Origin of the sequence: Streptomyces microflavus (assembly GCF_014650075.1) — a bacterium.
Lineage (GTDB): Bacteria > Actinomycetota > Actinomycetes > Streptomycetales > Streptomycetaceae > Streptomyces > Streptomyces microflavus.
Genome location: NZ_BMUG01000003.1, coordinates 669,977 through 690,898 on the forward strand (window position 1 = coordinate 669,977; position 20,922 = coordinate 690,898).

A 20,922-nucleotide genomic window follows, 5' to 3' on the forward strand; every position below is an offset into this window, starting at 1 on the left:
GAGCGGTATTGACAATCCGGCTTGCCGATTCTGCAATGGGCCCATGAAGGAACACGACCGGGACGATCCGGAACTCGACGCCGTACTCACCGGGGTCGGCCCCCGGCTGCGCCGCCTGCGCAAGGACCGGGGAGTCACCCTCTCGGCGCTCTCCGCCGCCACCGGAATCTCCGTCTCCACGCTCTCCCGGCTGGAGTCCGGCGGCCGCCGCCCCAGCCTGGAGCTGCTGCTCCCGATCGCCCGCGCCCACGAGGTCCCGCTCGACGACCTCGTGGGCGCCCCGCCCGTCGGGGACCCCCGGGTGAGGGCCAAGCCGATCGTGCAGCACGGCCGGACGATGCTGCCGCTGACCGCCCGTCCCGGCGGGCTCCAGGCGTACAAGATGGTGCAGGAGGCGGGCAGCGGCGAGCCGCCGGAGCAGCGCACCCACGAGGGGTACGAGTGGCTGTTCGTGCTCTCCGGGAAGCTGCGGCTGCTGCTGGCCGAGCACGATCTGGTGCTGGAGCCGGGGGAGGCCGCCGAGTTCGACACCCGGCTGCCGCACTGGTTCGGTCCGGCGGAGGACAAGCCGGTGGAATTCCTCAGTCTCTTCGGCCCGCAGGGCGAGCGCATGCATGTGAGGGCGAAGCCGAAGCGGGGCTGAGGGGGCTTCGTGACGGGCCCGCCGGGGTGTTCCCAGATGGGCAAGCGACCGCTTAGTATGCGCCGGAGCAGTGGTAATGCCGACAGCGGCAGCGGTTGCTGCCGACAGTGTTGTGGAGGCCCCTCATGCAGGCATGGCGAGTGCACCGGAACGGCGAGCCGGGCGAGGTGATGAGCCTGGAGGAGACGGACCGGCCCACCCCCGGCGACGGGCAGGTGCTCGTCCGGGTCACCGCGGCGAACGTCAACTTCCCCGACGCCCTGCTCTGCCGGGGCCAGTACCAGGTGCGGCCGCCGCTGCCGTTCACCCCCGGCGTCGAGGTGTGCGGCACCACGGAGGACGGGCGGCGCGTCCTCGCCACCCCCGCCCTGCCGTACGGCGGTTTCGCCGAGTACGTCGTCGCGGACGAGGCGGCCCTGCTGCCCGCCCCCGACGCACTGGACGACGCCGAAGCGGCCGCCCTGCACATCGGCTACCAGACCGGCTGGTTCGGCCTGCACCGCCGCGCCCGCCTCCAGGCCGGGGAGACGCTCCTCGTCCACGCGGCGGCGGGCGGGGTCGGCAGCGCTGCCGTCCAGCTCGGCAAGGCCGCGGGCGCCACCGTGATCGGGGTCGTCGGCGGCCCGGAGAAGGCGGCCGTCGCCCGCGGGCTCGGCTGCGACCTGGTCATCGACCGGCGCAGCGAGGACATCGTCGGTGCGGTGAAGGAAGCCACCGGCGGGCGCGGCGCGGACGTCGTCTACGACCCGGTCGGCGGCGACGCGTACGCCAAGTCCGTCAAGTGCATCGCCTTCGAGGGCCGCGTCCTCGTCGTCGGCTTCGCCAGCGGCAACATCCCGGCCCCGGCGCTCAACCACGCCCTGGTGAAGAACTACTCCATCGTCGGCCTGCACTGGGGCCTCTACAACGCCAAGGACCCCGCCGCCGTCCGCGCCTGCCACGACGAGCTGACGAAGCTGGCCGCCCAAGGGATCGTCAAACCCCTGGTCAGCGAGCGTGTCGCGATGGCCGGAGCGGCCGAGGCCGTCCAGCGCGTCGCCGACGGCACCAGCACCGGCCGGATCGTCGTGCTGCCCGGAGGCGCCCGATGAGCCCCGCCGTCGACGCCACCGAGGTCCGCCGCCGCACCCACGAGCTGCTCGCCGCGCACCCGCCCGCCACCACCGGCCGCACCGACTTCCTCAAGGCCCGCTTCGACGCCGGACTCGCCTGGGTCCACTACCCGGAGGGGCTCGGCGGACTCGACGCGCCCCGCTCCCTCCAGCAGGTCGTCGACGCCGAACTCGCCGCGGCCGACGCGCCCGACAACGACCCGCGCCGCATCGGCATCGGCCTCGGCATGGCCGCGCCCACCATCCTCGGCTTCGGTACCGACGAGCAGAAGCGGCGCTTCCTGCGCCCCCTGTGGGTGGGGGAGGAGGTCTGGTGCCAGCTCTTCAGCGAGCCCGGCGCCGGCTCCGACCTCGCGGCGCTCGCCACCCGGGCCGTCCAGGGCGATGACGGCGACTGGACCGTCGACGGGCAGAAGGTCTGGACGTCCAGCGCCCATGTGGCCCGCTGGGCGATCCTCATCGCCCGCACCGACCCGGACCTCCCCAAGCACCGGGGCATCAGCTACTTCATCTGCGACATGACCGACCCGGGCGTCGACGTCCGGCCGCTGCGCCAGATCACCGGCGAGGCCGAGTTCAACGAGGTCTTCCTCTCCGGCGTACGCATCCCCGACAGCCACCGGCTCGGCCCCGTCGGCGAGGGCTGGAAGGTCGCCCAGACCACCCTGATGAACGAGCGCGTCTCCATCGGCGGCTCCCGCATCCCCCGCGAGGGCGGCATGATCGGCCCGGTCTCCACGACCTGGCGCGAACGCCCCGGCCTGCGCACCCACGACACCCACCAACGCCTGCTCACCCTCTGGGTGGAGGCCGAGGTCGCCCGCCTCACCGGGGAGCGGCTGCGCCAGCAGCTCGTCGCCGGACAGCCGGGACCCGAGGGCTCGGGCATGAAGCTCGCCTTCGCCCGCCTCAACCAGGAGATCAGCGGCCTGGAGGTCGAACTCCTCGGAGACGAGGGCCTGTTGTACGGCGACTGGACCATGGTCCGCCCGGAGCTGGTCGACTTCACCGGACGGGACGCCGGCTACCGCTATCTGCGCTCCAAGGGCAACTCCATCGAGGGCGGCACCAGCGAGGTCCTGCTGAACATCGTGGCGGAACGCGTCCTCGGACTGCCCGCCGAGCCCCGCAACGACAAGGACGTCGCCTGGAAGGACCTGAGCCGATGACCGTGCCCACCCAGCCCCCCGCCACCCCCGACCTGCTCTACTCCCAGGACGAGGAGGACCTGCGCTCCGCCGTACGCGCCCTCCTCGCGGACCGGGCCGACGCGCCGACGGTGATCGCGGCGACCGAGTCCGACACGCCGTACGACCCCCGGCTGTGGGAGGCCCTCGCCACCGGCATCGGCGCCGCCGGACTCCTCGTACCGGAGAAGCTCGGCGGCCAGGGCGCGTCCCACCGGGAGGCCGCCGTGGTCCTGGAGGAGCTGGGCCGCAGCGTGGCCCCCGCCCCGTACCTGACCAGCTCCGTCGTGGCGACCGAGACGCTCCTCGCGCTGGCCGGCGGTGAGGACGGACCGGCCGCGGCGCTCCTGCGCGAGCTGGCCTCGGGCGCCCGTACGGCCGTGCTCGCCGTCCCCTTCGCCACCCCGCCCGCAGGGGCGGACGCGGCACTCACCTCACGGGACGGGACGGTACGCGGCATCGCCGACGCGGCGGCTGCCGACGTCCTGCTGGTGCCGACGCCTAAGGGCCTGTACGCCGTCGGGGCCGCGGCCCCCGGAGTGGCGGTGGAACCTCTCGTACCGCTCGACCTGACCCGCCCGCTCGCCACCCTCACCCTGTCCGGCGCGACCGGGACCCTCCTCGCCGACGCGGTCACGAGCGCCACCGCCGTACGGCGCGGTCTGCTCGCCGGAGCCGGTCTGCTCGCCTCCGAACAGCTCGGGATCGCGGAGTGGTGCCTCGCCGAAACGGTCCGGTACACCCGCGAACGCCACCAGTTCAACCGGCCCGTGGGCTCGTTCCAGTCGCTCAAGCACCGGATGGCGCAGCTCTGGCTGGAGGTCGTCTCGGCCCGCGCCGCCGCCCGCAACGCCGCCGACGCTCTCGCCACCGACAGCCCCGACGCCCCGCTCGCCGTCGCGGTGGCCCAGGCGTACTGCTCGGGCGTCGCGGTCCACGCCGCCGAGGAGTGCGTACAGCTCCACGGCGGGATCGGGATGACGTGGGAGCACCCGGCGCACCTCTACCTCAAGCGCGCCAAGGCGGACTCGGTCGCCTACGGCTCGGCGGGCAGCCACCGCGAGGCCGTCGCGGAGCTGGCGGAGCTGCCGGCTCCGTAGCGCTGGACCACCTCCGGACGCGCCGGTCCGCTCGTCCATTGCGGTGGTGTGCGCGTGCGGGGCGATCCGTTCCGCCCCGGTGGGCGTTTGTCCGTGGGGCGCGAGTGCGCTCGGGCATACGACCGACAAGGGTGTGAGGCAGGCGATGACGGACATGGATCGCAGGAGGGTTCTGCGGCTGACCTCGGCGGCGACCGTCGCCGGGGGACTGGTCGCCGGGGCGGGCGGCCCCGCCCACGCGGCAGGCAGGGCGGACCGCCGGACCGTCCTGACCGGTAGGCGCACGGGCGCGAACATCCCGGACGTCCTCACGGCCGGCGTCCCGTACTTCGTCCGGTACGACCTGATCGACGCACAGGGCGACAGCGTGGGCACCGAGAACGCGCACTGCCTGCCTGTCGCCGTGGGGCTGGACGGCTCGTTCGTCCTGGCGACGCTGGTCCTGAGCCTCGACGACGGCCTGATCACGGCTGCCACGGCCTTCCAGCGGCCGCTTCCCGCCGTGACCGAGTCCCCGGTGAACCCTCAGCCGTGGTCCCACGTCTTCGCGATCACCGGAGGGACGGAGGCCTATGCGGGCGCGGCCGGCTCGATCACGATCGACCACCGGACGAGGGACGAGGACGTGCTCACCATCGACCTGACCGACGCTTCGACGTAGGCGGGCGAGGCCGGTCTCCTCAGCGGCCACCCCCTGTCGTACCGGCCCTGGTAACCACGTCCCGCCTGTCGGGGCGGGGTGTACCAGGGCCTTTTACGTGCTGTTTAATTGCATGTTGTTCGCAATAACAGTCGATCTTGAACAGGGATGTGCAGAGTATGACGGCCCGATCGATACGGGGGGCGGTCGCCGCCACGCTGGTGACCGCACTGTCCCTGACCGCGGCAGCCTGCTCCAACCCGGACAGCCCCACGAACGGTTCCGGGACCGGGACCACCTCGGCCGTCGTCGGCATCGCCTACGAGCCCGACAGCCTGAGCCCGCTGCTCGGCTACGGCAAGGACGGCAACTCCAAGATCTTCGACGGGCTCCTCGCCCTGGACGCGGACATGAAGCTGCGGCCCGCGCTCGCCGCCGAACTCCCCGAGGTCAGCGCCGACGGGCTGACGTACACGTACAAGCTGCGCCCCGGCGTGAAGTTCAGCGACGGCAAGGCGTTCGGCGCCAAGGACGTCGTCTTCACCTACCGCACCATCCTCGACGCGAAGACCAACAACCCCTCCCGCACCGAGCTGGACGCCGTCAAGGACGTCACCGCGCAGGGCGAGGACACCGTCGTCTTCACGCTCAAGTACCCCTACGCGCCCTTCGCCCAGCGCACCGTCCTGCCCATCGCCCCCGAGCACATCGCGGGCAGGCAGGACGTCAACACCGGCGCCTTCACCACCCGGCCCGTCGGCACCGGGCCGTACGTCCTCACCAAGTGGTCCAAGGGCGAGAAGCTCAGCTTCACCGCCAACCCCCACTACTGGGGCGGCGAACCCGAGGTGAAGAAGTTCACCATGGCGATCATCAAGGACGACGACGTGCGCGCCACCCGGCTGCGCTCCGGCGACCTGGACGGCGCGATCCTGCCGCCCAACCTGGCCAAGGGCTTCGAGGACGACAAGGCGAAGAAGACGTACGCCGCGGCCACCTACGACTACCGCACGGTGACGCTGCCCACGCACAACAAGGTCGCCGGTGACACCGCCGTGCGCCGCGCCCTCGACGTCGCGGTCGACCGGCAGACCATGGTCGACGCCATCCTCAACGGCAGCGGCAAGCCCGCCTACGGGCCGGTCCCCACCGACAGCGAGTGGTTCACCAAGGGCACCGAGCGCACCCACGACCTCGCCGCCGCGAAGAAGATCCTGGACGAGGCCGGCTGGATCCCCGGCAAGGACGGCGTCCGGGTCAAGGACGGCGTGCGTGCCGCGTTCCCGCTCTGGTACCTCACCGGTGACAAGCTCCGCCAGGAGCACGCCCTCGCCTACGCCTCCGACGCCAAGAAGGCGGGCATCGCCATCACCGCCGAGGCCGGGACCTGGGAGGTCATCGAGCCCCGGATGAAGCACGACGCCGTCCTCGCGGGCGGCGGCTCGCCCGCCGACCCCGACTTCGACCAGTACACCCTGCTGAAGTCCTCCCTCGCGGGCGACGGCTTCAACAACATGGCCTGGTACGACAACAAGGCCGTGGACGCGGCGATCGAGGCGGGCCGCAGGAGCGGGGACAAGGCCGAGCGCAAGAAGGCCTACGACACCGTCCAGCGCGAGCTGGTGAAGAACCCCGGCTACACCTTCCTCACCCACATCGACCACCTCTACGTCGTCGACAACCGCTTCGGCGCCCTCACCACCCAGGTCGAGCCGCACGACCACGGGCTGGCATCCGGCCCCTGGTGGAACGTCGAGCAGTGGAAGCCCGAAGGCACGGCAGACACGGGAGACACGAAGAAGTGAGCCACCGCCTCCCCTGGGGGCCGATGGCACGGATGACGGGACGGCGGGCCCTGTTCGCCGTCCCGGTCCTCCTCACCGTCACCTTCGGCGTCTTCGCCGTCGCCGCCGCGTCCCCCTTCGACCCCGTCAAGGCGTACACGGGCACCGCGGGCCTCACCGCCTCGCAGGAGAACCTGGACCAGATCCGGGCCAACCTCGGCGTCGACCAGCCGCTCGTCACCCGCTGGTGGAACTGGCTGACCTCGGCGCTCCAGGGCGACCTCGGCGACTCCAGCGTGATGCGCCAGCCGGTAGCCGACGTGATCGCCGAACGCATGGGCTGGTCCGTCCTGCTCGCCGCCTCCGCCTTCCTGATCGCGATCCTGCTCGGCACCGGACTCGGCGTCCTCGCCGCCCGCAGGCCCGGCGGCTGGCTCGACCGGGGCGTCAGCTCCGCCGCGTACACCCTGGAAGCCGCCCCCGCCTTCTGGCTCGGCCTCCTCGCGATCTGGCTCTTCGCCCTGAAGCTGGACGTCCTCCCGGCCGGCGGGCTCACCGACGCCGCCAGCGAGACCGTCACCTTCGGCCAGGTCGCCTCCCACCTGGTCCTGCCCGCCGCGGTCCTCGGGATCTCCCAGCTGCCGTGGTTCTTCCTCTACGTACGCCAAGGGGTCACCGACGCGCTCGCCGAGGACCCCGTGCGCGGGGCGCGCGCCCGCGGGCTGAGCGAGCGCACGGTGCTCCTCGGCCACGCCCTGCGCTCCGGGATGCTGCAGATGCTCACCCTGATCGGCTCCCGCGTCCCCGAACTCATCACCGGCGCGCTCCTCATCGAGACCGTCTTCAGCTGGCCCGGCATCGCCGCCGCCACCGTGGAGGCCGCCACCTCGGTCGACTTCTCCCTGCTCGCCGCGCTCACGGTGCTCGCCACCGCCGCCGTCCTGCTGGGCAACCTGCTCTCCGACCTGCTCTACGGGCTCGCCGACCCCCGGGTGGCCTTCGATGGCTGACACCGCCCTCGCCCACCCGGGCCGCACCACCCGCCGCGTGCGGGTGGCCACCTCCGTGACCGTCGTCGTCGCCGTCGCGCTCGCCGTCCTGATCGTGCCTCCGCTGGCCCAGCTCGACCAGCAGGCCGTCGACCTGTCCAACAAGCTGCACCCGCCCTCCTGGGCCCACCCCTTCGGCACCGACGACGTCGGACGCGACCTGCTGCTGCGCTGTGTCTACGGGCTCCGCGTCTCGCTGCTGGTCGGACTGGTCGCGGCCCTCACCGCCACCGTGATCGGTACGGCGATCGGCGCGCTCGCCGGGTCGTTCGGCGGCTGGCCGGACCGGGTCGTGATGCGGATCGTCGACACCCTGTCCTCCATCCCGCATCTGCTGCTCGGCATCTTCATCGTGGCGATGTTCCGGCCCGGGGTATGGCCGGTCATCATCTCGGTGGCCCTCACCCACTGGATCTCCACCGCCCGGATCGTCCGCTCCGAGGTCCTGTCGCTGCGCTCGCGCCCCTTCATCGACGCGGCCGTCTCCGGCGGTGCGTCCCGGGTCCGGGTCATCGTGCGGCACCTGCTCCCCGGGGTGCTGCCGCAGGCCGGGCTCGCGGCGGTCCTCATGGTGCCGCACGCCATGTGGCACGAGTCCGCGCTCTCCTTCCTCGGGCTCGGACTCCCCGCCCACCAGGCCAGCCTCGGCAACCTCGTCCAGTCCGCGCGCGGTTCGCTGCTCGCGGGGGACTGGTGGCCGACACTCTTCCCCGGCCTCTTCCTGATCATTCCGACCCTCGCCCTGGCGGGACTCGCCGGGGCCTGGCGCGACCGGATCAACCCGCGCCGGAAATCGGAGCTGATGCTGTGACCGCCGACCGTGAAACCCCGGTAACTCCTGTCCTCGACGTCCGCGACCTCTCCGTACGCTTCCGGATGCGCGGCGGCCGGGACATCGCGGCCGTCACCGACGCCCGCTTCTCCGTCGCGCCGGGGGAGTGCCTCGCCCTGGTCGGCGAGAGCGGCTGCGGCAAGTCGGTCCTGGCCTCCGCCCTGCTGGGCCTCCTCCCGGCCAACGCCGAGACCACCGGCAGCGCGGTGCTCGGCGGGGACACCGACCTGCTGACCGCCGGGGAGCGGACCCTCGCCCGTACGGTACGGGGACGGCGCATCGGACTCGTACCGCAGAGCCCGGCCGCCCACCTCACCCCGGTGCGCACGGTCCGCGCCCAGCTGGAGGAGACCCTGCGCGAGCTGACCGGGGTGCGTGGGGCCGCCGCCGTCCGGGACGCGGCGGGGGAGGCCGCCGCCCGGGCCTCGTTCCCGGCCGACCACCTGGACCGCTACCCGCACGAACTCTCCGGCGGCCTCGCCCAGCGCGCCGCCACCGCCCTCGCCCTGATCGGGGACGCCCCGCTGCTGCTCGCGGACGAGCCGACCACCGGGCTCGACCGGGACCTGGTCGAGCGGACCGTGGACGAACTCCGCCGCCACACCGACGAGGGCCGGGCGCTGCTGATCATCACCCACGACCTGGCGGCGGCCGAGCGGATCGCGGACCGGGTCGCCGTGATGTACGCGGGCCGGATCGTGGAGATCGCCGGATCCCGCCCCTTCTTCGGTGCACCCGGACCCCGCCACCCGTACGCCAAGGGCCTGCTCGACGCCCTGCCCGAACGGGACTTCGCCCCCATCCCCGGCATGCCGCCCGAACTCGGCGCGCTCCCCGACGGCTGCGCCTTCGCCGCCCGGTGCACCCGGGCCGACGCCCGCTGCACCGACGAACGCCCGGCCTTCGAGGACGCACTCGCCTGCCACCACGGGCTGACCGGCCGCGCCCACTCCCTCACGAAGGCGGCCGCCGATGCTTGAGCTGACCCGTATCACCGCCGGGTACGACCGCCGCGCCCCGGTCGTCCGCGATGTCTTCCTGAGCGTCGGGTACGGCGAGGCGGTCGGACTGCTCGGCCCCAGCGGCTGCGGCAAGTCCACCCTGGCCAAGGTCGCCGCCCTCCTGCACCGCCCGGACGCCGGAACCATGACCCTCGACGGAACGGTCGTACGCGGCTGGCGGCACCGCGCCCCGCAGGAGCAGCGCACGGCCGTGGGCGTCGTCTTCCAGCAACCGCGGCTCTCCGCCGACCCCCGCCTCAGCCTGCGCGAACTGATCGCCCAGCCGCTCCGGTCCACCGGCCGCCGCCGCGAGGTCCCGGCCCGGGTGGCGGAACTGGCCCCGCTGGTCGGCCTCTCCGAGGAGCTGCTGGAGCGCCGCCCGCACGCGGTGAGCGACGGGCAGCTCCAGCGGGCCTGCCTGGCGCGGGCCCTTGTGCTGCGGCCGGGGCTGCTGATCTGCGACGAGATGACCGCGATGCTCGACGCCTCGACCACGGCCGCCCTGGTCGCCGTGGTGGAGACCTACCGCGCGGAGTCCGGAGCCGCGCTGCTGGCCGTCGGCCATGACCGCGTCCTGCTGGAGCGTTGGTGCGACCGGACGGTCCGCTGGGGCGAGCGGAGCGTGGAGCGTGTCCCGGTGGGGTGACGGCAGCCCCGAAGACCGCGTTCTCGCCGCCCCCGTGGCGCACGCCGACAACGACTCCAACTTCGGGGGCGGTGTGAACGCGGCGAACAACTGGAACTTCACGGCCGCCGCCGTGTGCCTTCAGGAGGTCGCAGTGGTTCCGGTCATGGGCGACTACGTCTCCGACCACGTGAACAACTGTTCCAACGGCAATGTCATCGACCACTCCGGCAGATGACGACGGCGCTCCTGACCGGCCGGGGTCCAGCCACGTGGGTGGCCGGACCCCGGCCAGTTCTCCGTGGGCGTGAAGAAATGCGGGACGTGGTCGACGGGCCGGAGTCCACCGCACCAACTCTTGGCAGGTACCTGATTATTTCACCCTGTGCGGCTCCATACTCATCGCGTCCGGCCCCCTTCGGACGCACCGTCAGCCGACCGCTTCAGGGAGCCCCCATGGCAGTTCCGTCAGCTCCGGCAGCCCCGACCCGCCGCCGCGCCCTCACCGTCACCCTCGCCACCGCGGCCGCCGTGATCGCCGCTCCCGCCGGGGTGGCCGCCGCGTCCCCGGCCGCCGTCGGGCGGCCCTCCGGGCCCCGCCCCCTCCGGCACGCCCACGCGCACAACGACTACCTCCACCCGCGTCCCCTGTACGACGCCCTCGCACACGGATTCACCAGCGTCGAGGCGGACATCTTCCTCGTCGACGGCGAGCTCCTGGTCGCCCACGACCCCGCCGGGCTCGACCCGCGACGCACCCTCGCCGCCCTCTACCTCGACCCGCTACGCGCCCTGGTCCGCGCAGGGCGCGGCAGCGTCCACCCGCACCACCGCGCACCGCTGCAACTGCTGATCGACATCAAGGCCGACGGCGTCGCCGCCTACCGGGAACTCGACCGGCAGCTCGCCCGCCACCGCTCACTGTTCACCCGCTACCACCACGGCCGCGTCCGCCCCGGCGCGGTCACCGCCGTCATCTCCGGCGACCGGGCCGCCCGGGTGCCGATGGAGGCCCAGCGCACCCGCCTCGCCTTCTACGACGGGCGCCTCGACGACCTCGGCGCCGCGTCGCCCGCCTCGTTCACCCCGTTGATCAGCGCGAACTGGACCCAGACCTTCGGCTGGCTCGGTGCCGGCCCCTTCCCCCGCGCCGAGCGCGACCGGCTCCGCACCCTCGTCGCCGCCGCCCACCGCGAGGGCCGTCGCATCCGCTTCTGGGCCACCCCCGACCTGCCGGGCCCGGAACGCGAGGCCGTCTGGAGCGAGCTCCTCGCCGCCGGGGTCGACCACCTGAACACCGACGACCTGGCCGGGCTCGAACGCTTCCTCCGCGCCCGTGCGGGCGCGCCCCGGGCCTCGTAACGCGTCACAGCACGGGAGTACCCGTTCGGCGGACACGCCAGTGCGCCGAACGGCCGCCCCGCTGCGCCACACTGGCGGCCGAATGCCGCAAATCCGGCGCGGCGGAGGAGGTTGGCCATGGTCATTTCGATCTCACTGGTGCTGCTGCTGACGGTCCTGGCGGTGATCTTCCTCCGCAACGGCGGGCTGAAGCTGTCGCATGCGATCGTCTGTGCCCTGTTGGGCTTCCTGCTGGCCAGTACGAGCATGGCGCCGACCATCCACGACGGGATCGGCGCCACCGCCAACCTGGTCAGCGGCCTGCACCCCTGACCTGTTCCGCCCGGGACCGTCCGCGCGGCGCCCGGCGATCCCGCACAATGGGCAGATGTCTTTCCCGCCCCCCGGACGGCACTCGGGCGCCGCCCACCACGAGTACTGCAACACCGGCCTCTGCTGCCGGTGCCAGATGCGTACCTGGACGACGAAAGCGGGCAACGAGCGCCTCTGCGGGCCCTGCGCCGCCTGCTGCCAGGTGTGCGGCCGGGCGCCCGCGCCCCATCTGGACGGGCTGGACGGCGGGGTGTGCGCCGAGTGCCGCGGCCTCTGCGGCCGCTGCAACGCCCCCAAGCGGCACGACGGGTCCTGCGGCTGCGACCGCTGGCGGGAGACCGCCAAGATCAACCCGCGCGGCTATGTCCTCCAGGCGCTGCCGCACCAGCTCCTCCAGGCGCTCGGCGGCCGGGTCCCCAGCACCGTCCACGACCTGATCCACCAGGAGCTGGGCCGCAACCGCAGCGCCGGTCTCCTCCGCGAGCGCATCGAACGCCGCTGGAACCTGCGCTGGGCCCACGCGCTCAACGAGAAGGACGAGGACGGCCGTCGCCGCTGGAGCGCCCAGGACATCGCCGAGCAGCTGCTGATGCCCGGCTCCTGCTCCGACCCGCAGTGCGAGGACGGCCACCTCGTCACCACCGACACCCCGTGCACCCGCTGTCGGCAACCGCTGCACCGCTTCGTCACCTCGGTCGCCGACCACACCGCGACCCCGGAGCACGCCCACGCGGCGGCGGCCCGGATCCGCCGGGCGATGCTGGAGAACCGCTCGCACAGGAAGCCCCCGCCGCGCGGATAGGCGGGCGGACAGGCGGACAGGGGCGCGGATCGGCGTGTTGCGGGGCGTTGCCGCACGTGGCGCGGTGTTGCGGTGGTGTGTCGCGCCCGCGAAACCTCCTGCTTTCCATGGACACCTCAAGGGGCGCGCCCTAACGTCGGGCGGCGGCGCGACCCCCGTCCGTAACCGAGGAGCCCGATGCCCCCGCCGTACCGCCGTGCGCTCACCCGCGTCCTGGCCCTGACGCTCGCCGTCGCCTCCGCCACGCTCCTGGGGCCCGTGGCCCCCGCCGTGGCCGACGACATCCCCAGGGCTCCCGGCCACCGCCTGGTCGCCGACTACCAGGGCGCGCCGGCCACCGCCTCTCCCGTTCCCGGGCAGGCGCCCCCGCAACATCCGTACCTCGCCCCCAACGGCCGCAGCGGCATGCACGCGGACGCTGCGGGCAGCGGCACCCACCCGTACTCCGGGCCGCTCGGCCGGAACCCCGAGGTGGCCAGTGAGAAGATCGCCCCGGTCGGCGGCGAGTGCGCCACCGCCACCTTCGACGCCGCCGGCCGGCTGATCACGGTCTGCGGGACCTTCACCGGCTTCCTCCTCAAGCTCCTCGACCCGCGCACGCTCGACACGCTCGCCGAGTACAAGCTGCCGCAGCGCTCCTCGACCGTCGAGGCGATCACCACGCTCGACTTCACCAAGATCTTCAAGGACACCTCGGGCGGCGCCTACTTCTACCTGGACGACCAGGACCGGGTCGTCCTCGCCGACTCCCGTCAGCACGTCCTGCGGATCGCCCACCGGCAGAAGGCGGACGGCCGCTGGGCGTTCGTCGTCGAGGACGACTGGGATCTCACCGGTCAGGTCCCGCACGACTGCGTGAGCTGGACCAACCTCTTCCCCAGCGGCACCTGTGACCCCGTCACCTCCGTGATGCCCGACTGGCAGGGCCGGATCTGGTGGGTCACCCGGCTCGGCCGGGTCGGTACGGTCGACCCGGAGACCTCCGTCATCCGCTCCGTCCGGCTGGCCGGCGAGGAGATCCAGAACTCCTTCTCCGTGGCCCGGGACGGGGTCTCCATCGTCTCCGACCACGCCCTGTACAGCTTCACGGCCGACCCCGACGGCACCCCGCGGATCCAGTGGCGCCAGACCTACGACCGGGGCACCGGCACCAAGCCCGGCTCGGTGAACCAGGGCTCGGGCACCACCCCGGACCTCTTCGGGACCGGTGGGGAGTACGTGGCGATCACCGACAACGCGGACGACCGGATGAACGTCCTCGTCTACCGCCGGGGCACGGACGTCCCCGCCGACCGCCGCCTCGTCTGCTCGGTCGCGGTCTTCGGCTCCGGGCGGTCGACCACCGACAACTCCCTCATCAGCTGGGGCGACAGCCTCGTCGTCGAGAACAACTTCGGCTACGAGAACCCCACCTCCCTGCTGCTCGGCCGCAGTGTCGTCGGCGGTGTCACCCGCATCGACGTGCGGCCCGACGGCAGCGGCTGCGACACGGTGTGGGAGAGCGCCGTCCGCTCACCCTCCACCGTGCCCAAGCTCTCCACCGCCAACGGGCTGCTCTACTTCTACGAGAAGGAGCCCAACGTCCTCGGCATCGACGCCTGGTACCTGACCGCGGTCGACTTCCGTACCGGTGAACGCCGCTGGCGCAGACTCACCGGCACCGGACCGGCGTACGACAACAACTGGGCGCCCATCACCATCGGCCCCGACGGAACGGCGTACGTAGGGGTCTTCAACGGCATCGTCGCTGTGCGCGACACCGGCTGAGGCGCCGAGGAGCACGCCGGCGGAGCACGGAAGTGCACTCCACCGCACGTGGCGACCGGCGCGCACGCCCTATGCTCGCGGCCATGGAGCAACGGGAAGTCGTGAAGCGCGTGATCGGCATCCTCACAGAGGCGCGCGAAATGCAGCGCCTGCTGGAGGCGGACCTCGAACGGGAAGACCTGGATGCGGGAGCGGGCGCCGTCACCGCCCTGCTGAACGAGACGATGCCCCACATCGCCATCCCCGACGATTTCTCCGTCGAGGAGGTGGTGACCGTGGTCGGGCGCGAGGTCGGCGGCGCGGTCGAGCAACTGGTGAGCGCCTTCACCCTCGCCTTCACCATGCTGGCGCAGGTGCACGACTCGGGGCAGACGGACGTCTCCTCGGCCGATGTCCTCCAGGACCTCGCGCTGCGGGTCGAGGCCGGCGGCCCCGAGGACGAGGACGAGGGCCCGGTGCTCTAGAACCCGTGGCGGCGGCCTCCTGCGTTCTCCGGTGTGCGTAGGCATAGTGGAGGGAGAAGCGTGAATCTCCTCGCGGTACGGAGGCAGCTGTGGGTAAGGGCACCGACATGGCCCGCGCGAAGGCGCGAAGGCTGAAAGGCATGAAGAAGGAGTCGGACGGCATCGCCCTCGGCGACGAGCGGATGAAGGCCGAAGGAAGGCAGGAGCAGGACGCGGCCCGTCGGCAGGAGGAGCGGGCACGCGCACTGCGGGAGGCCTCCGACCGCTGAGGCGGTGGGGCGCCCGTACCGTCGCGTTCAGCGCGTATGGTACGGGCGCCTCTCGCTGTGGTGACGGCGTGCCCCACGCCGTGGTGGCGGGGCGCCTTCGCCGTGGTGGCGGCGGGGTGGGAACCGCCCGTCCGGGCACGCGCCGCCGGGGGCGGCCCGCCCGTCAGCGTTCCCGCGCCGCTTCCCTGACCGCGTCCACGACGTCCTTGTCCAGGGCCGCCCGCACGAGCGCGGCCGCGAACCGTGCGTCGTCGTGCCCCCGCGCCGCCCGGGCCAGCGCGGCGGGGGAGGTGGGCAGGCCCAGGCGCTCGGCCCCCTGCAGCCCCTTCGCCCCCACCCAGGGGCCGGTCTCCGGCCAGAGGGACTGCACCTCGCGTACGAAGATGTCGGCGCCGGCCGGTCCGATGCCCGGGACCCGCCGGAGCCCTTGCAGCAGCCGGTCCCGGTCGCCGTCGACCTCCTCGCGCAGCCGGCGCAGATCGCCGCGCCAGGTGTCCAGGACGAGCTGTGCACCCTCGCCGAGCTGGGTGGCGGTGCGCTCGTCGTAGCGCCGGTAGTGGCCTTCACCCAGCGCGTCCACCCGCTGCTGCCAGGTCGCGTCCACCATCCGGCGCGGGGTGCTCATGCCATGGCCGAAAAGGGCCCGGGCGGCCGCGACGGCGACCGAGGCGCGGATGCGGGCGGACAGCAGGAGGCTCAGCACCAGAAGCTGGTAGAGGGGCTGCGGAGTGTCCTTGAGCCGGATGCCCGCCTCCTCCGCGTACGTCCGGCCGCACTCCTCCACCAGCGCGCCGGCGATCCGGTGCGCCGAGGGCGCGCCCCTCCCGCTCATGCCAGACCGAAGACCCGCGCGGCGAAGAACCCGGCGAACAGCACCGCGCCCAGCACGATCAGGCCGATCCACACGGCCGGGTGCTCCCAGACACCACCGTCCGGGCGCTCCTCGTGGGCGTCGCCGATCGAGCCCTCGGCGGGGGGCGTCTCTCCAGGGGGATTCAGCAGAACAGCCATGGCTCCAGAGTCCCTCCGTCCGGGCCCCGGCGCACGCCGTACAGGCGGGCCCCGGCCCCGCCACCGGTACAGGGCCGTACGGAGGCACCCCGGGGGTGGAGCGCTGCGGACGGGGAAAAGGGGGCACCGTCAAGGAATGCCCGCAGTTTCCGCGCCCGTCATCAAGCTCGTGCAGCGCACCACCGAACCCGCGGGGGTACAGACGCTGCGCTCGACCGCGGCCGCGGTCATCGCCTACTCCGTGGCCGTCTGGGCCCTGCCCGAACCGGCTCCGCTGACCGCGCCCCTCACCGCGCTCCTCGTCGTCCAGGTGACCCTCTACGCCACCCTCACCACCGGCATCCGCCGGGTGAACTCCGTCGTCGTCGGCGTGCTCATCGCCATCGCCTTCAGCTCCCTGGTGGGGCTGAGCTGGTGGAGCCTCGGACTGACCATCTTCACCTCGCTGATGATCGGGCGACTGGTGCGGGTCAACGAGTTCGTCCCCGAGGTGGCGATCAGCGCGATGCTCGTGCTCGGCGTCTCCCAGGTCGCCGACACCGCCTGGGACCGGGTCTGGGAGACGCTCATCGGGGCGGTGGTGGGGCTGCTGTTCAACCTGCTCCTCGCCCCGCCCGTCTGGGTCAGGTCGGCCGGTGTCTCCATCGACTCCCTGGCCACCCGGATGGGCACGATGCTCCGCAGCATGGGCGAGGAGGTGGTGGGGAACAACCCCGTCTCCCGGGCGGCGGCCCGGCTGCACGAGGCCCGCAAGCTCGACCACGACATCGTCGAGGTCGACGCGTCCCTCCGGCAGGCGGAGGAAAGTCTCACCCTCAACCCCAGGGTGAGACAGGGGCTGCTCCACCGGGTGGTCCTGCGTACCGGGCTCGACACCCTGGAGATCTGCGCGGTCGTGCTGCGCGTCCTGTCCCGGACGCTCACGGACCTGGCGAAGGCCCGCACCGAGGAGACGCTGTTCCCGGCCGATGTGGCGGCTCTGCTCCAGGAACTCTTCGGCCAGCTCGCCGAGGCCGTCGAGAGCTTCGCCGAACTGGTCACCACCTCGCTCGCCGCCGACGGCGAGGCGGCGGAGGACCGGCTCGCCGAGGCGCTCGCCCGCAGCCGAGCCACCCGTGACCGGGTGGCCGACCTGCTCCTGGAGGACGTCCAGGAGCATCCGCGCCAGTGGCAGCTGCACGGGGCGCTGCTCGCCGAGATCGACCGGGTGCTGGCCGAGCTCGACATCGACGAACGGACGAAGCGGCTGGGCGAGGAGCTGGACCGGCGCTCCGCCGAAGCCCACGAACGCCACCCCCGGCTGCGTTCGCTGATCCGGCGCCTGAGCCGGGTCACCACGTGACACCTCGCCGGCGGGGTGCGCGGGATGCGGAAGTGTGCGGTCGCTGGTTCGCTGGGGGCAGTGGTCCCTTTTGCCCAGGATGTGCCCGGGAATGTGCCCGGGAATGCCCGAGGATTTCCCCGAGGAGTGGTGATGAGCGGTTCGAACGAGCCCGCCGACCTGGCGCGGCAGATGCGTGAGAAGGCCCAGCAGCTCGCCGAGGCCGCGGAACGCGCGACAGACCCGCAGGAACGGGAGCGGCTGGAGAAGAAGTCCCGGACGATCCGGGACCGGAGCGAGCAGCAGAGCGGGATGGCAGCCGGAGACGTCTACCCCCAGAAGTGAGCAAGCGGCATCGGCCCCTGCGGCTGCTGAACGGTCACCCTTGCGGCTGCTGGAGTGGACGGGTCACCCCGCCCACTCCAGCAGCCGTTCCAGCGGCCAGGCCGTCACCACCCCGTCCGCCGGTACGCCGCACTCCTCGGCCCGCGCGCAGCCGTCGATCTGCCAGTCCAGCTGGCCGGGAGCGTGCGCGTCGGTGTCGATCGCGAAGAGGGTGCCCGCCTCGACGGCCTTGCGGAGCAGGCGGCGCGGCGGGTCCAGCCGCTCCGGCCGGCAGTTGATCTCCACCGCCGTCCCCGCCTCGGCACACGCCGCGAAGACCCGGTCCGCGTCGAACTGCGACTGCGGTCTGCCGCGCCCCGACAGCAGACGGCCCGTGCAGTGCCCCAGCACGTTCGCCTGCGGATGGCGTACGGCGGCCTCCAGCCGCCGCGTCATCGGCGCCGGGTCCATCCGCAGCTTGGAGTGGACGGAGACCACCACCACGTCCAGCTGCTCCAGCAGCTCCGGCTCCTGGTCCAGCGAACCGTCCGGCAGGATGTCGCACTCGATCCCCGTCAGCAGCCGGAACGGTGCCCACTCCTCGTTGAGCCGCGCCACCACCGCCAGCTGCTCCCTGAGCCGCTCGGGTGACAGACCACCGGCCACCGTCAGCCGGGGCGAATGGTCGGTGAGCACCGCCCACTCGTGTCCCAGCTCCGCCGCCGTCCGGCCCATCTCCTCGATCGGGCTGCCGCCGTCCGACCAGTCGGAGTGGAGGTGGCAGTCGCCCCGCAAACGGGACAGCAGCTCCCGGCCCTGCTCGGGTGCGGGCTCGGCCGAGGCCTCCTCCTCCAACCGCTCCAGATAGCCGGGAACCTCACCCGCCAGGGCCTCCCGGATCACCTGAGCCGTGCGGGGCCCGATCCCGGAGACCCGCTCCAGGGTCCCTGCGGCCACCCGCTCGGCCGCCTCCCCGGGGGCCATCGCGGTCACGACCTCGGCGGCCGTCCGGAAGGCCTTCACCCGGTAGGTGGCGGCCTGCGAGCGTTCCAGCAGGAACGCGATACGCCGCAGAGCGGTGACGGGGTCCATCAGCACCTCCGGAGGGGAGCGTCGGCCGCCCCGCAGATCACCCGTCGGGGGCCGCCTGTCACCAGGATGGCCGCAGCGGCGCCGGGACGGCCACCGCACCGCCCCTCACCCGGGACCGGGCGACCCACCGGCCCCTACGGCTCCGCCACCCAGCGCCGGGTCACGAAGTCGTAGTCGTGCACGGGACGCCCCGGCGCCCCGCTCGTACGGAACGGGCGCCCGTCGTCGTCGATCCGTACCGTGCCGGACCGGCCCCCGCTGCTCCACCGCAGCTCCGCGACCCAGCCGCAGTCGCAGCGGGCCGCACGCCCGGTGACCAGGAAGACCTCCGGGTCCGAGGCCGAGACGCGGTACGGGAAGGAGACCGCCGGGATCGGCTCACCCGTGTCGTTGCCCGGGACGGACCGGGCCACGGGGCGCTCCACGTCGAGATCGACGTCGAACATCCGCGGGGTCAGCGCCCCGCCGCACCCGGAGCTCATCCGGTGGACCCGCCCCTCGGCGGGCTCCCGCCGCTCCACCACCCGGATCCGGAGAGCTTCGAGGACGACCGCCCGCTCGTCGGTGCCCTGGAGGGTGATGCGTACGCCGGTCTCGCCCGCGTGCACCGCGCCGAGCGCCGTCGCCCAGGACTCCGCGTCGGCCTCGGCCGGTGGCGGCGGGACAGCTGCCGGGGGTCCGCCCACGAGGTAGGTGTGGCCGCAGCCGTACTTCCAGACGTGGTCGTCACTCGTCCAGGTGAAGGGAGGAGCCGAGGGCCGTGCCACCGGTGGCTGCCGCTCGGGGCGCTGCTGCTGCCGTGAGGGGCCGGCGGAGGCCGCGACCAGGACGAGCGCCAGGGCGGCGACGGTACAGACGGCGAGCGCCTGCACCCACCGGCGTACGGAGGGGGAGCGGGGTGCGTGAGCCGGCGGCCCACCCGCGTACGCGGAACTGTCCTCCTCGCGGTGCACGGCAGCGGCGGCGGGCGGTACGGAGCCGCTGGGGGCCCGCGTACCCGTCGGCGTGCCCCGGCTTCCCCTCGCCGCCGCGTCTGCCCCCGCCTCGGTCACCGCGCCTGCGTCTGCCCCCGCCGCCGCGTCTTCCCCCACCCCGGCGGCCGGGGCCCCTGCCATCCCCGCCTCCTGCCGTTCGACCCGCTCCGCGTCCGCCCGCAGCCACAGGCGGTGCAGTGCTTCCCGCTCCTCTCCCGGGCGGCCGCACAGCCGGGCCAGCCGCTCCACCGGCGCGAACTCCGCCGGTACGGTCTGCCCGGTGCAGTACCGGTGGAGCGTGGAGCCGCTGACTCCGATCCGGCGGGCGAGGGAGGCGTACGTCCGGCCCGAACCCTCCCGCAGCTCCCGCAGCCGCTCCGCCAGCGCCTCCCGTGCGGACCCCTCGCCCGTTCCCCGCTCGCCCAACACCCGCTCGACCTCCCGCGGCCGTCCCAGGGGGCGTTCCACCCCACCGGAAACACCCACGTCACCGGGGGTGGGACGGTTCCGTGCCGGCCGGAACCCGTGTCGTTCTTGTCCCCGCCGGGACGCCCGCCGCAGTCTGGTGCCGTTCCGCCGACCGACTGCTCGACCATCTGAACGGGGAGTTCCACCATGCGCACCACCCGCACGATCCGCACCGCACTCCTGACCGCCGCGGCCGCGGGCCTGGCCGTCACCGCACTGTCCACGGCACCCGCCTCGGCGGCCCCCGTCGCGCCGAAGTTCCTCTCGGCCGGGCAGTGGCCCGCCTCCCTCACCCCCTGGACCGCCGGCCCGGTGCAGAAGGGGCTGCCCGAGGACGGTTCCGCCTGCACGGCGGGAACCACCCCGGCCGCTGGGACCCGCCACCGGGACTTCCGCACCGAGCTGGACACCGGGGCCCGCCAGACGATCACCGTCGCGCCCACCACCGCCAAGGCCAAGGCGCTCGCCGCCGAGCTGCGGACCGCGCTGGCGACCTGCCTGGACCGGCTGAAGGAGCAGGAGCCCGGCCTTGAGGGCGTCAGCCGGTACCACGGCCGGGTGAACGTGGAGGAGGGCGCGCACGTCTACAGCATCGACACGTCCTACCCGGAGGTCGGCTCCACCGACATCGGCCTCCACTCCGTCGGCCGGGACGGCCGCACGGTGACCGTCCTGGAGTGGGGACAGCTGGGTGACCTGGACGGCGCCCCGCTGAAGGGATTCAGGAAGACCACCGGCACCGCCGTCGCCAAGCTGCACTGAGACCGCGTCGGCGGACCGGCC

The 20,922-nt window shown here is 73.1% G+C and carries 24 protein-coding genes; 20 read left to right on the forward strand and 4 right to left on the reverse strand.

Features of this window, described 5'->3' with window-relative positions; all coding sequences use genetic code 11:
* Positions 1-43 precede the first annotated feature (43 nt).
* The 17 genes from IE264_RS11885 (at position 44) to IE264_RS11965 (ending at position 14,949) form a co-directional block, all read left to right on the forward strand.
* Complete coding sequence (locus tag IE264_RS11885) at positions 44-643, forward strand: helix-turn-helix domain-containing protein (protein WP_015613039.1); 600 nt, start codon at positions 44-46, stop codon at positions 641-643.
* A gap of 125 nt (positions 644-768) precedes the next feature.
* Positions 769-1,734 carry an NADPH:quinone oxidoreductase family protein gene (locus IE264_RS11890; RefSeq protein WP_032759171.1) on the forward strand — a complete coding sequence of 322 codons (966 nt, stop codon included), beginning with the start codon at positions 769-771 and terminating at the stop codon, positions 1,732-1,734.
* A complete protein-coding gene (locus IE264_RS11895; RefSeq protein WP_032759170.1) occupies positions 1,731-2,924 on the forward strand; it encodes an acyl-CoA dehydrogenase family protein in 1,194 nt (397 codons plus the stop codon). Before IE264_RS11890 ends, IE264_RS11895 begins: the two co-directional genes overlap by 4 nt.
* Positions 2,921-4,042: an acyl-CoA dehydrogenase family protein gene (locus IE264_RS11900; protein ID WP_032759169.1), complete on the forward strand. Its 1,122-nt coding sequence runs from the start codon at positions 2,921-2,923 to the stop codon at positions 4,040-4,042. Before IE264_RS11895 ends, IE264_RS11900 begins: the two co-directional genes overlap by 4 nt.
* A gap of 145 nt (positions 4,043-4,187) precedes the next feature.
* Positions 4,188-4,703 (forward strand): hypothetical protein, encoded by a 516-nt coding sequence (locus IE264_RS11905; RefSeq protein ID WP_032759168.1) that lies wholly within the window; start codon positions 4,188-4,190, stop codon positions 4,701-4,703.
* Positions 4,704-4,861: 158 nt separating this feature from the next.
* Entirely contained in the window at positions 4,862-6,487 is a 1,626-nt protein-coding gene (locus IE264_RS11910) for an ABC transporter substrate-binding protein (protein ID WP_032759166.1), read from the forward strand.
* Positions 6,488-6,510: 23 nt separating this feature from the next.
* The gene (locus IE264_RS11915; RefSeq protein ID WP_032759165.1) at positions 6,511-7,476 is read left to right on the forward strand and encodes an ABC transporter permease; all 966 of its coding nucleotides are present in this window, start codon (positions 6,511-6,513) and stop codon (positions 7,474-7,476) included.
* Complete coding sequence (locus IE264_RS11920) at positions 7,469-8,326, forward strand: ABC transporter permease (RefSeq protein WP_032759164.1); 858 nt, start codon at positions 7,469-7,471, stop codon at positions 8,324-8,326. Before IE264_RS11915 ends, IE264_RS11920 begins: the two co-directional genes overlap by 8 nt.
* Complete coding sequence (locus IE264_RS11925; protein ID WP_032759162.1) at positions 8,323-9,327, forward strand: ABC transporter ATP-binding protein; 1,005 nt, start codon at positions 8,323-8,325, stop codon at positions 9,325-9,327. The genes IE264_RS11920 and IE264_RS11925 overlap by 4 nt, the downstream gene beginning before the upstream one ends.
* Positions 9,320-9,994, forward strand: coding sequence for an ABC transporter ATP-binding protein (locus IE264_RS11930; RefSeq protein WP_032759161.1), 675 nt, complete (start codon positions 9,320-9,322; stop codon positions 9,992-9,994). Before IE264_RS11925 ends, IE264_RS11930 begins: the two co-directional genes overlap by 8 nt.
* Positions 9,978-10,211 (forward strand): hypothetical protein, encoded by a 234-nt coding sequence (locus tag IE264_RS11935; protein WP_015613049.1) that lies wholly within the window; start codon positions 9,978-9,980, stop codon positions 10,209-10,211. Before IE264_RS11930 ends, IE264_RS11935 begins: the two co-directional genes overlap by 17 nt.
* Positions 10,212-10,429: 218 nt before the next feature.
* The gene (locus IE264_RS11940) at positions 10,430-11,335 is read left to right on the forward strand and encodes a phosphatidylinositol-specific phospholipase C/glycerophosphodiester phosphodiesterase family protein (RefSeq protein WP_032759160.1); all 906 of its coding nucleotides are present in this window, start codon (positions 10,430-10,432) and stop codon (positions 11,333-11,335) included.
* 117 nt (positions 11,336-11,452) lie between these two features.
* Positions 11,453-11,647, forward strand: coding sequence for a hypothetical protein (locus IE264_RS11945; protein WP_015613051.1), 195 nt, complete (start codon positions 11,453-11,455; stop codon positions 11,645-11,647).
* 55 nt (positions 11,648-11,702) lie between these two features.
* Positions 11,703-12,449: a hypothetical protein gene (locus IE264_RS11950; protein ID WP_032759159.1), complete on the forward strand. Its 747-nt coding sequence runs from the start codon at positions 11,703-11,705 to the stop codon at positions 12,447-12,449.
* Between the two features lie 177 nt (positions 12,450-12,626).
* Positions 12,627-14,216 carry a hypothetical protein gene (locus IE264_RS11955; protein ID WP_032759158.1) on the forward strand — a complete coding sequence of 530 codons (1,590 nt, stop codon included), beginning with the start codon at positions 12,627-12,629 and terminating at the stop codon, positions 14,214-14,216.
* Between the two features lie 71 nt (positions 14,217-14,287).
* Complete coding sequence (locus tag IE264_RS11960) at positions 14,288-14,680, forward strand: hypothetical protein (protein WP_015613054.1); 393 nt, start codon at positions 14,288-14,290, stop codon at positions 14,678-14,680.
* Between the two features lie 89 nt (positions 14,681-14,769).
* Positions 14,770-14,949: a hypothetical protein gene (locus tag IE264_RS11965; RefSeq protein WP_015613055.1), complete on the forward strand. Its 180-nt coding sequence runs from the start codon at positions 14,770-14,772 to the stop codon at positions 14,947-14,949.
* 163 nt (positions 14,950-15,112) lie between these two features.
* On the opposite strand, the gene IE264_RS11970 is transcribed toward IE264_RS11965, so the two are convergent.
* Both IE264_RS11970 and IE264_RS11975 read right to left on the reverse strand, forming a co-directional pair.
* On the reverse strand, positions 15,113-15,781 hold the full coding sequence (locus IE264_RS11970) for an endonuclease (RefSeq protein ID WP_032759157.1): 669 nt from the start codon (positions 15,779-15,781) through the stop codon (positions 15,113-15,115).
* Positions 15,778-15,960: a DUF6480 family protein gene (locus IE264_RS11975; RefSeq protein ID WP_015613057.1), complete on the reverse strand. Its 183-nt coding sequence runs from the start codon at positions 15,958-15,960 to the stop codon at positions 15,778-15,780. Before IE264_RS11975 ends, IE264_RS11970 begins: the two co-directional genes overlap by 4 nt.
* 136 nt (positions 15,961-16,096) lie before the next feature.
* Here IE264_RS11975 and IE264_RS11980 point away from each other — a divergent pair, with 136 nt between their 5' ends.
* Together IE264_RS11980 and IE264_RS11985 are read left to right on the forward strand one after the other, a co-directional pair.
* Positions 16,097-17,302 carry an FUSC family protein gene (locus tag IE264_RS11980; protein WP_015613058.1) on the forward strand — a complete coding sequence of 402 codons (1,206 nt, stop codon included), beginning with the start codon at positions 16,097-16,099 and terminating at the stop codon, positions 17,300-17,302.
* A 132-nt stretch (positions 17,303-17,434) separates the two neighbouring features.
* Complete coding sequence (locus IE264_RS11985; protein WP_032759155.1) at positions 17,435-17,626, forward strand: DUF6381 family protein; 192 nt, start codon at positions 17,435-17,437, stop codon at positions 17,624-17,626.
* 63 nt (positions 17,627-17,689) lie between these two features.
* Here the strand turns inward: IE264_RS11985 and IE264_RS11990 are convergent, their stop codons facing one another.
* Both IE264_RS11990 and IE264_RS11995 read right to left on the reverse strand, forming a co-directional pair.
* Positions 17,690-18,697, reverse strand: a complete 1,008-nt coding sequence (locus IE264_RS11990; RefSeq protein WP_032759154.1) for a PHP domain-containing protein — start codon at positions 18,695-18,697, stop codon at positions 17,690-17,692.
* Positions 18,698-18,831: 134 nt separating this feature from the next.
* Positions 18,832-20,139: a helix-turn-helix domain-containing protein gene (locus IE264_RS11995; protein ID WP_373301914.1), complete on the reverse strand. Its 1,308-nt coding sequence runs from the start codon at positions 20,137-20,139 to the stop codon at positions 18,832-18,834.
* A gap of 147 nt (positions 20,140-20,286) precedes the next feature.
* Here IE264_RS11995 and IE264_RS12000 point away from each other — a divergent pair, with 147 nt between their 5' ends.
* The gene (locus IE264_RS12000; RefSeq protein ID WP_032759152.1) at positions 20,287-20,901 is read left to right on the forward strand and encodes a hypothetical protein; all 615 of its coding nucleotides are present in this window, start codon (positions 20,287-20,289) and stop codon (positions 20,899-20,901) included.
* Positions 20,902-20,922 lie beyond the last annotated feature (21 nt).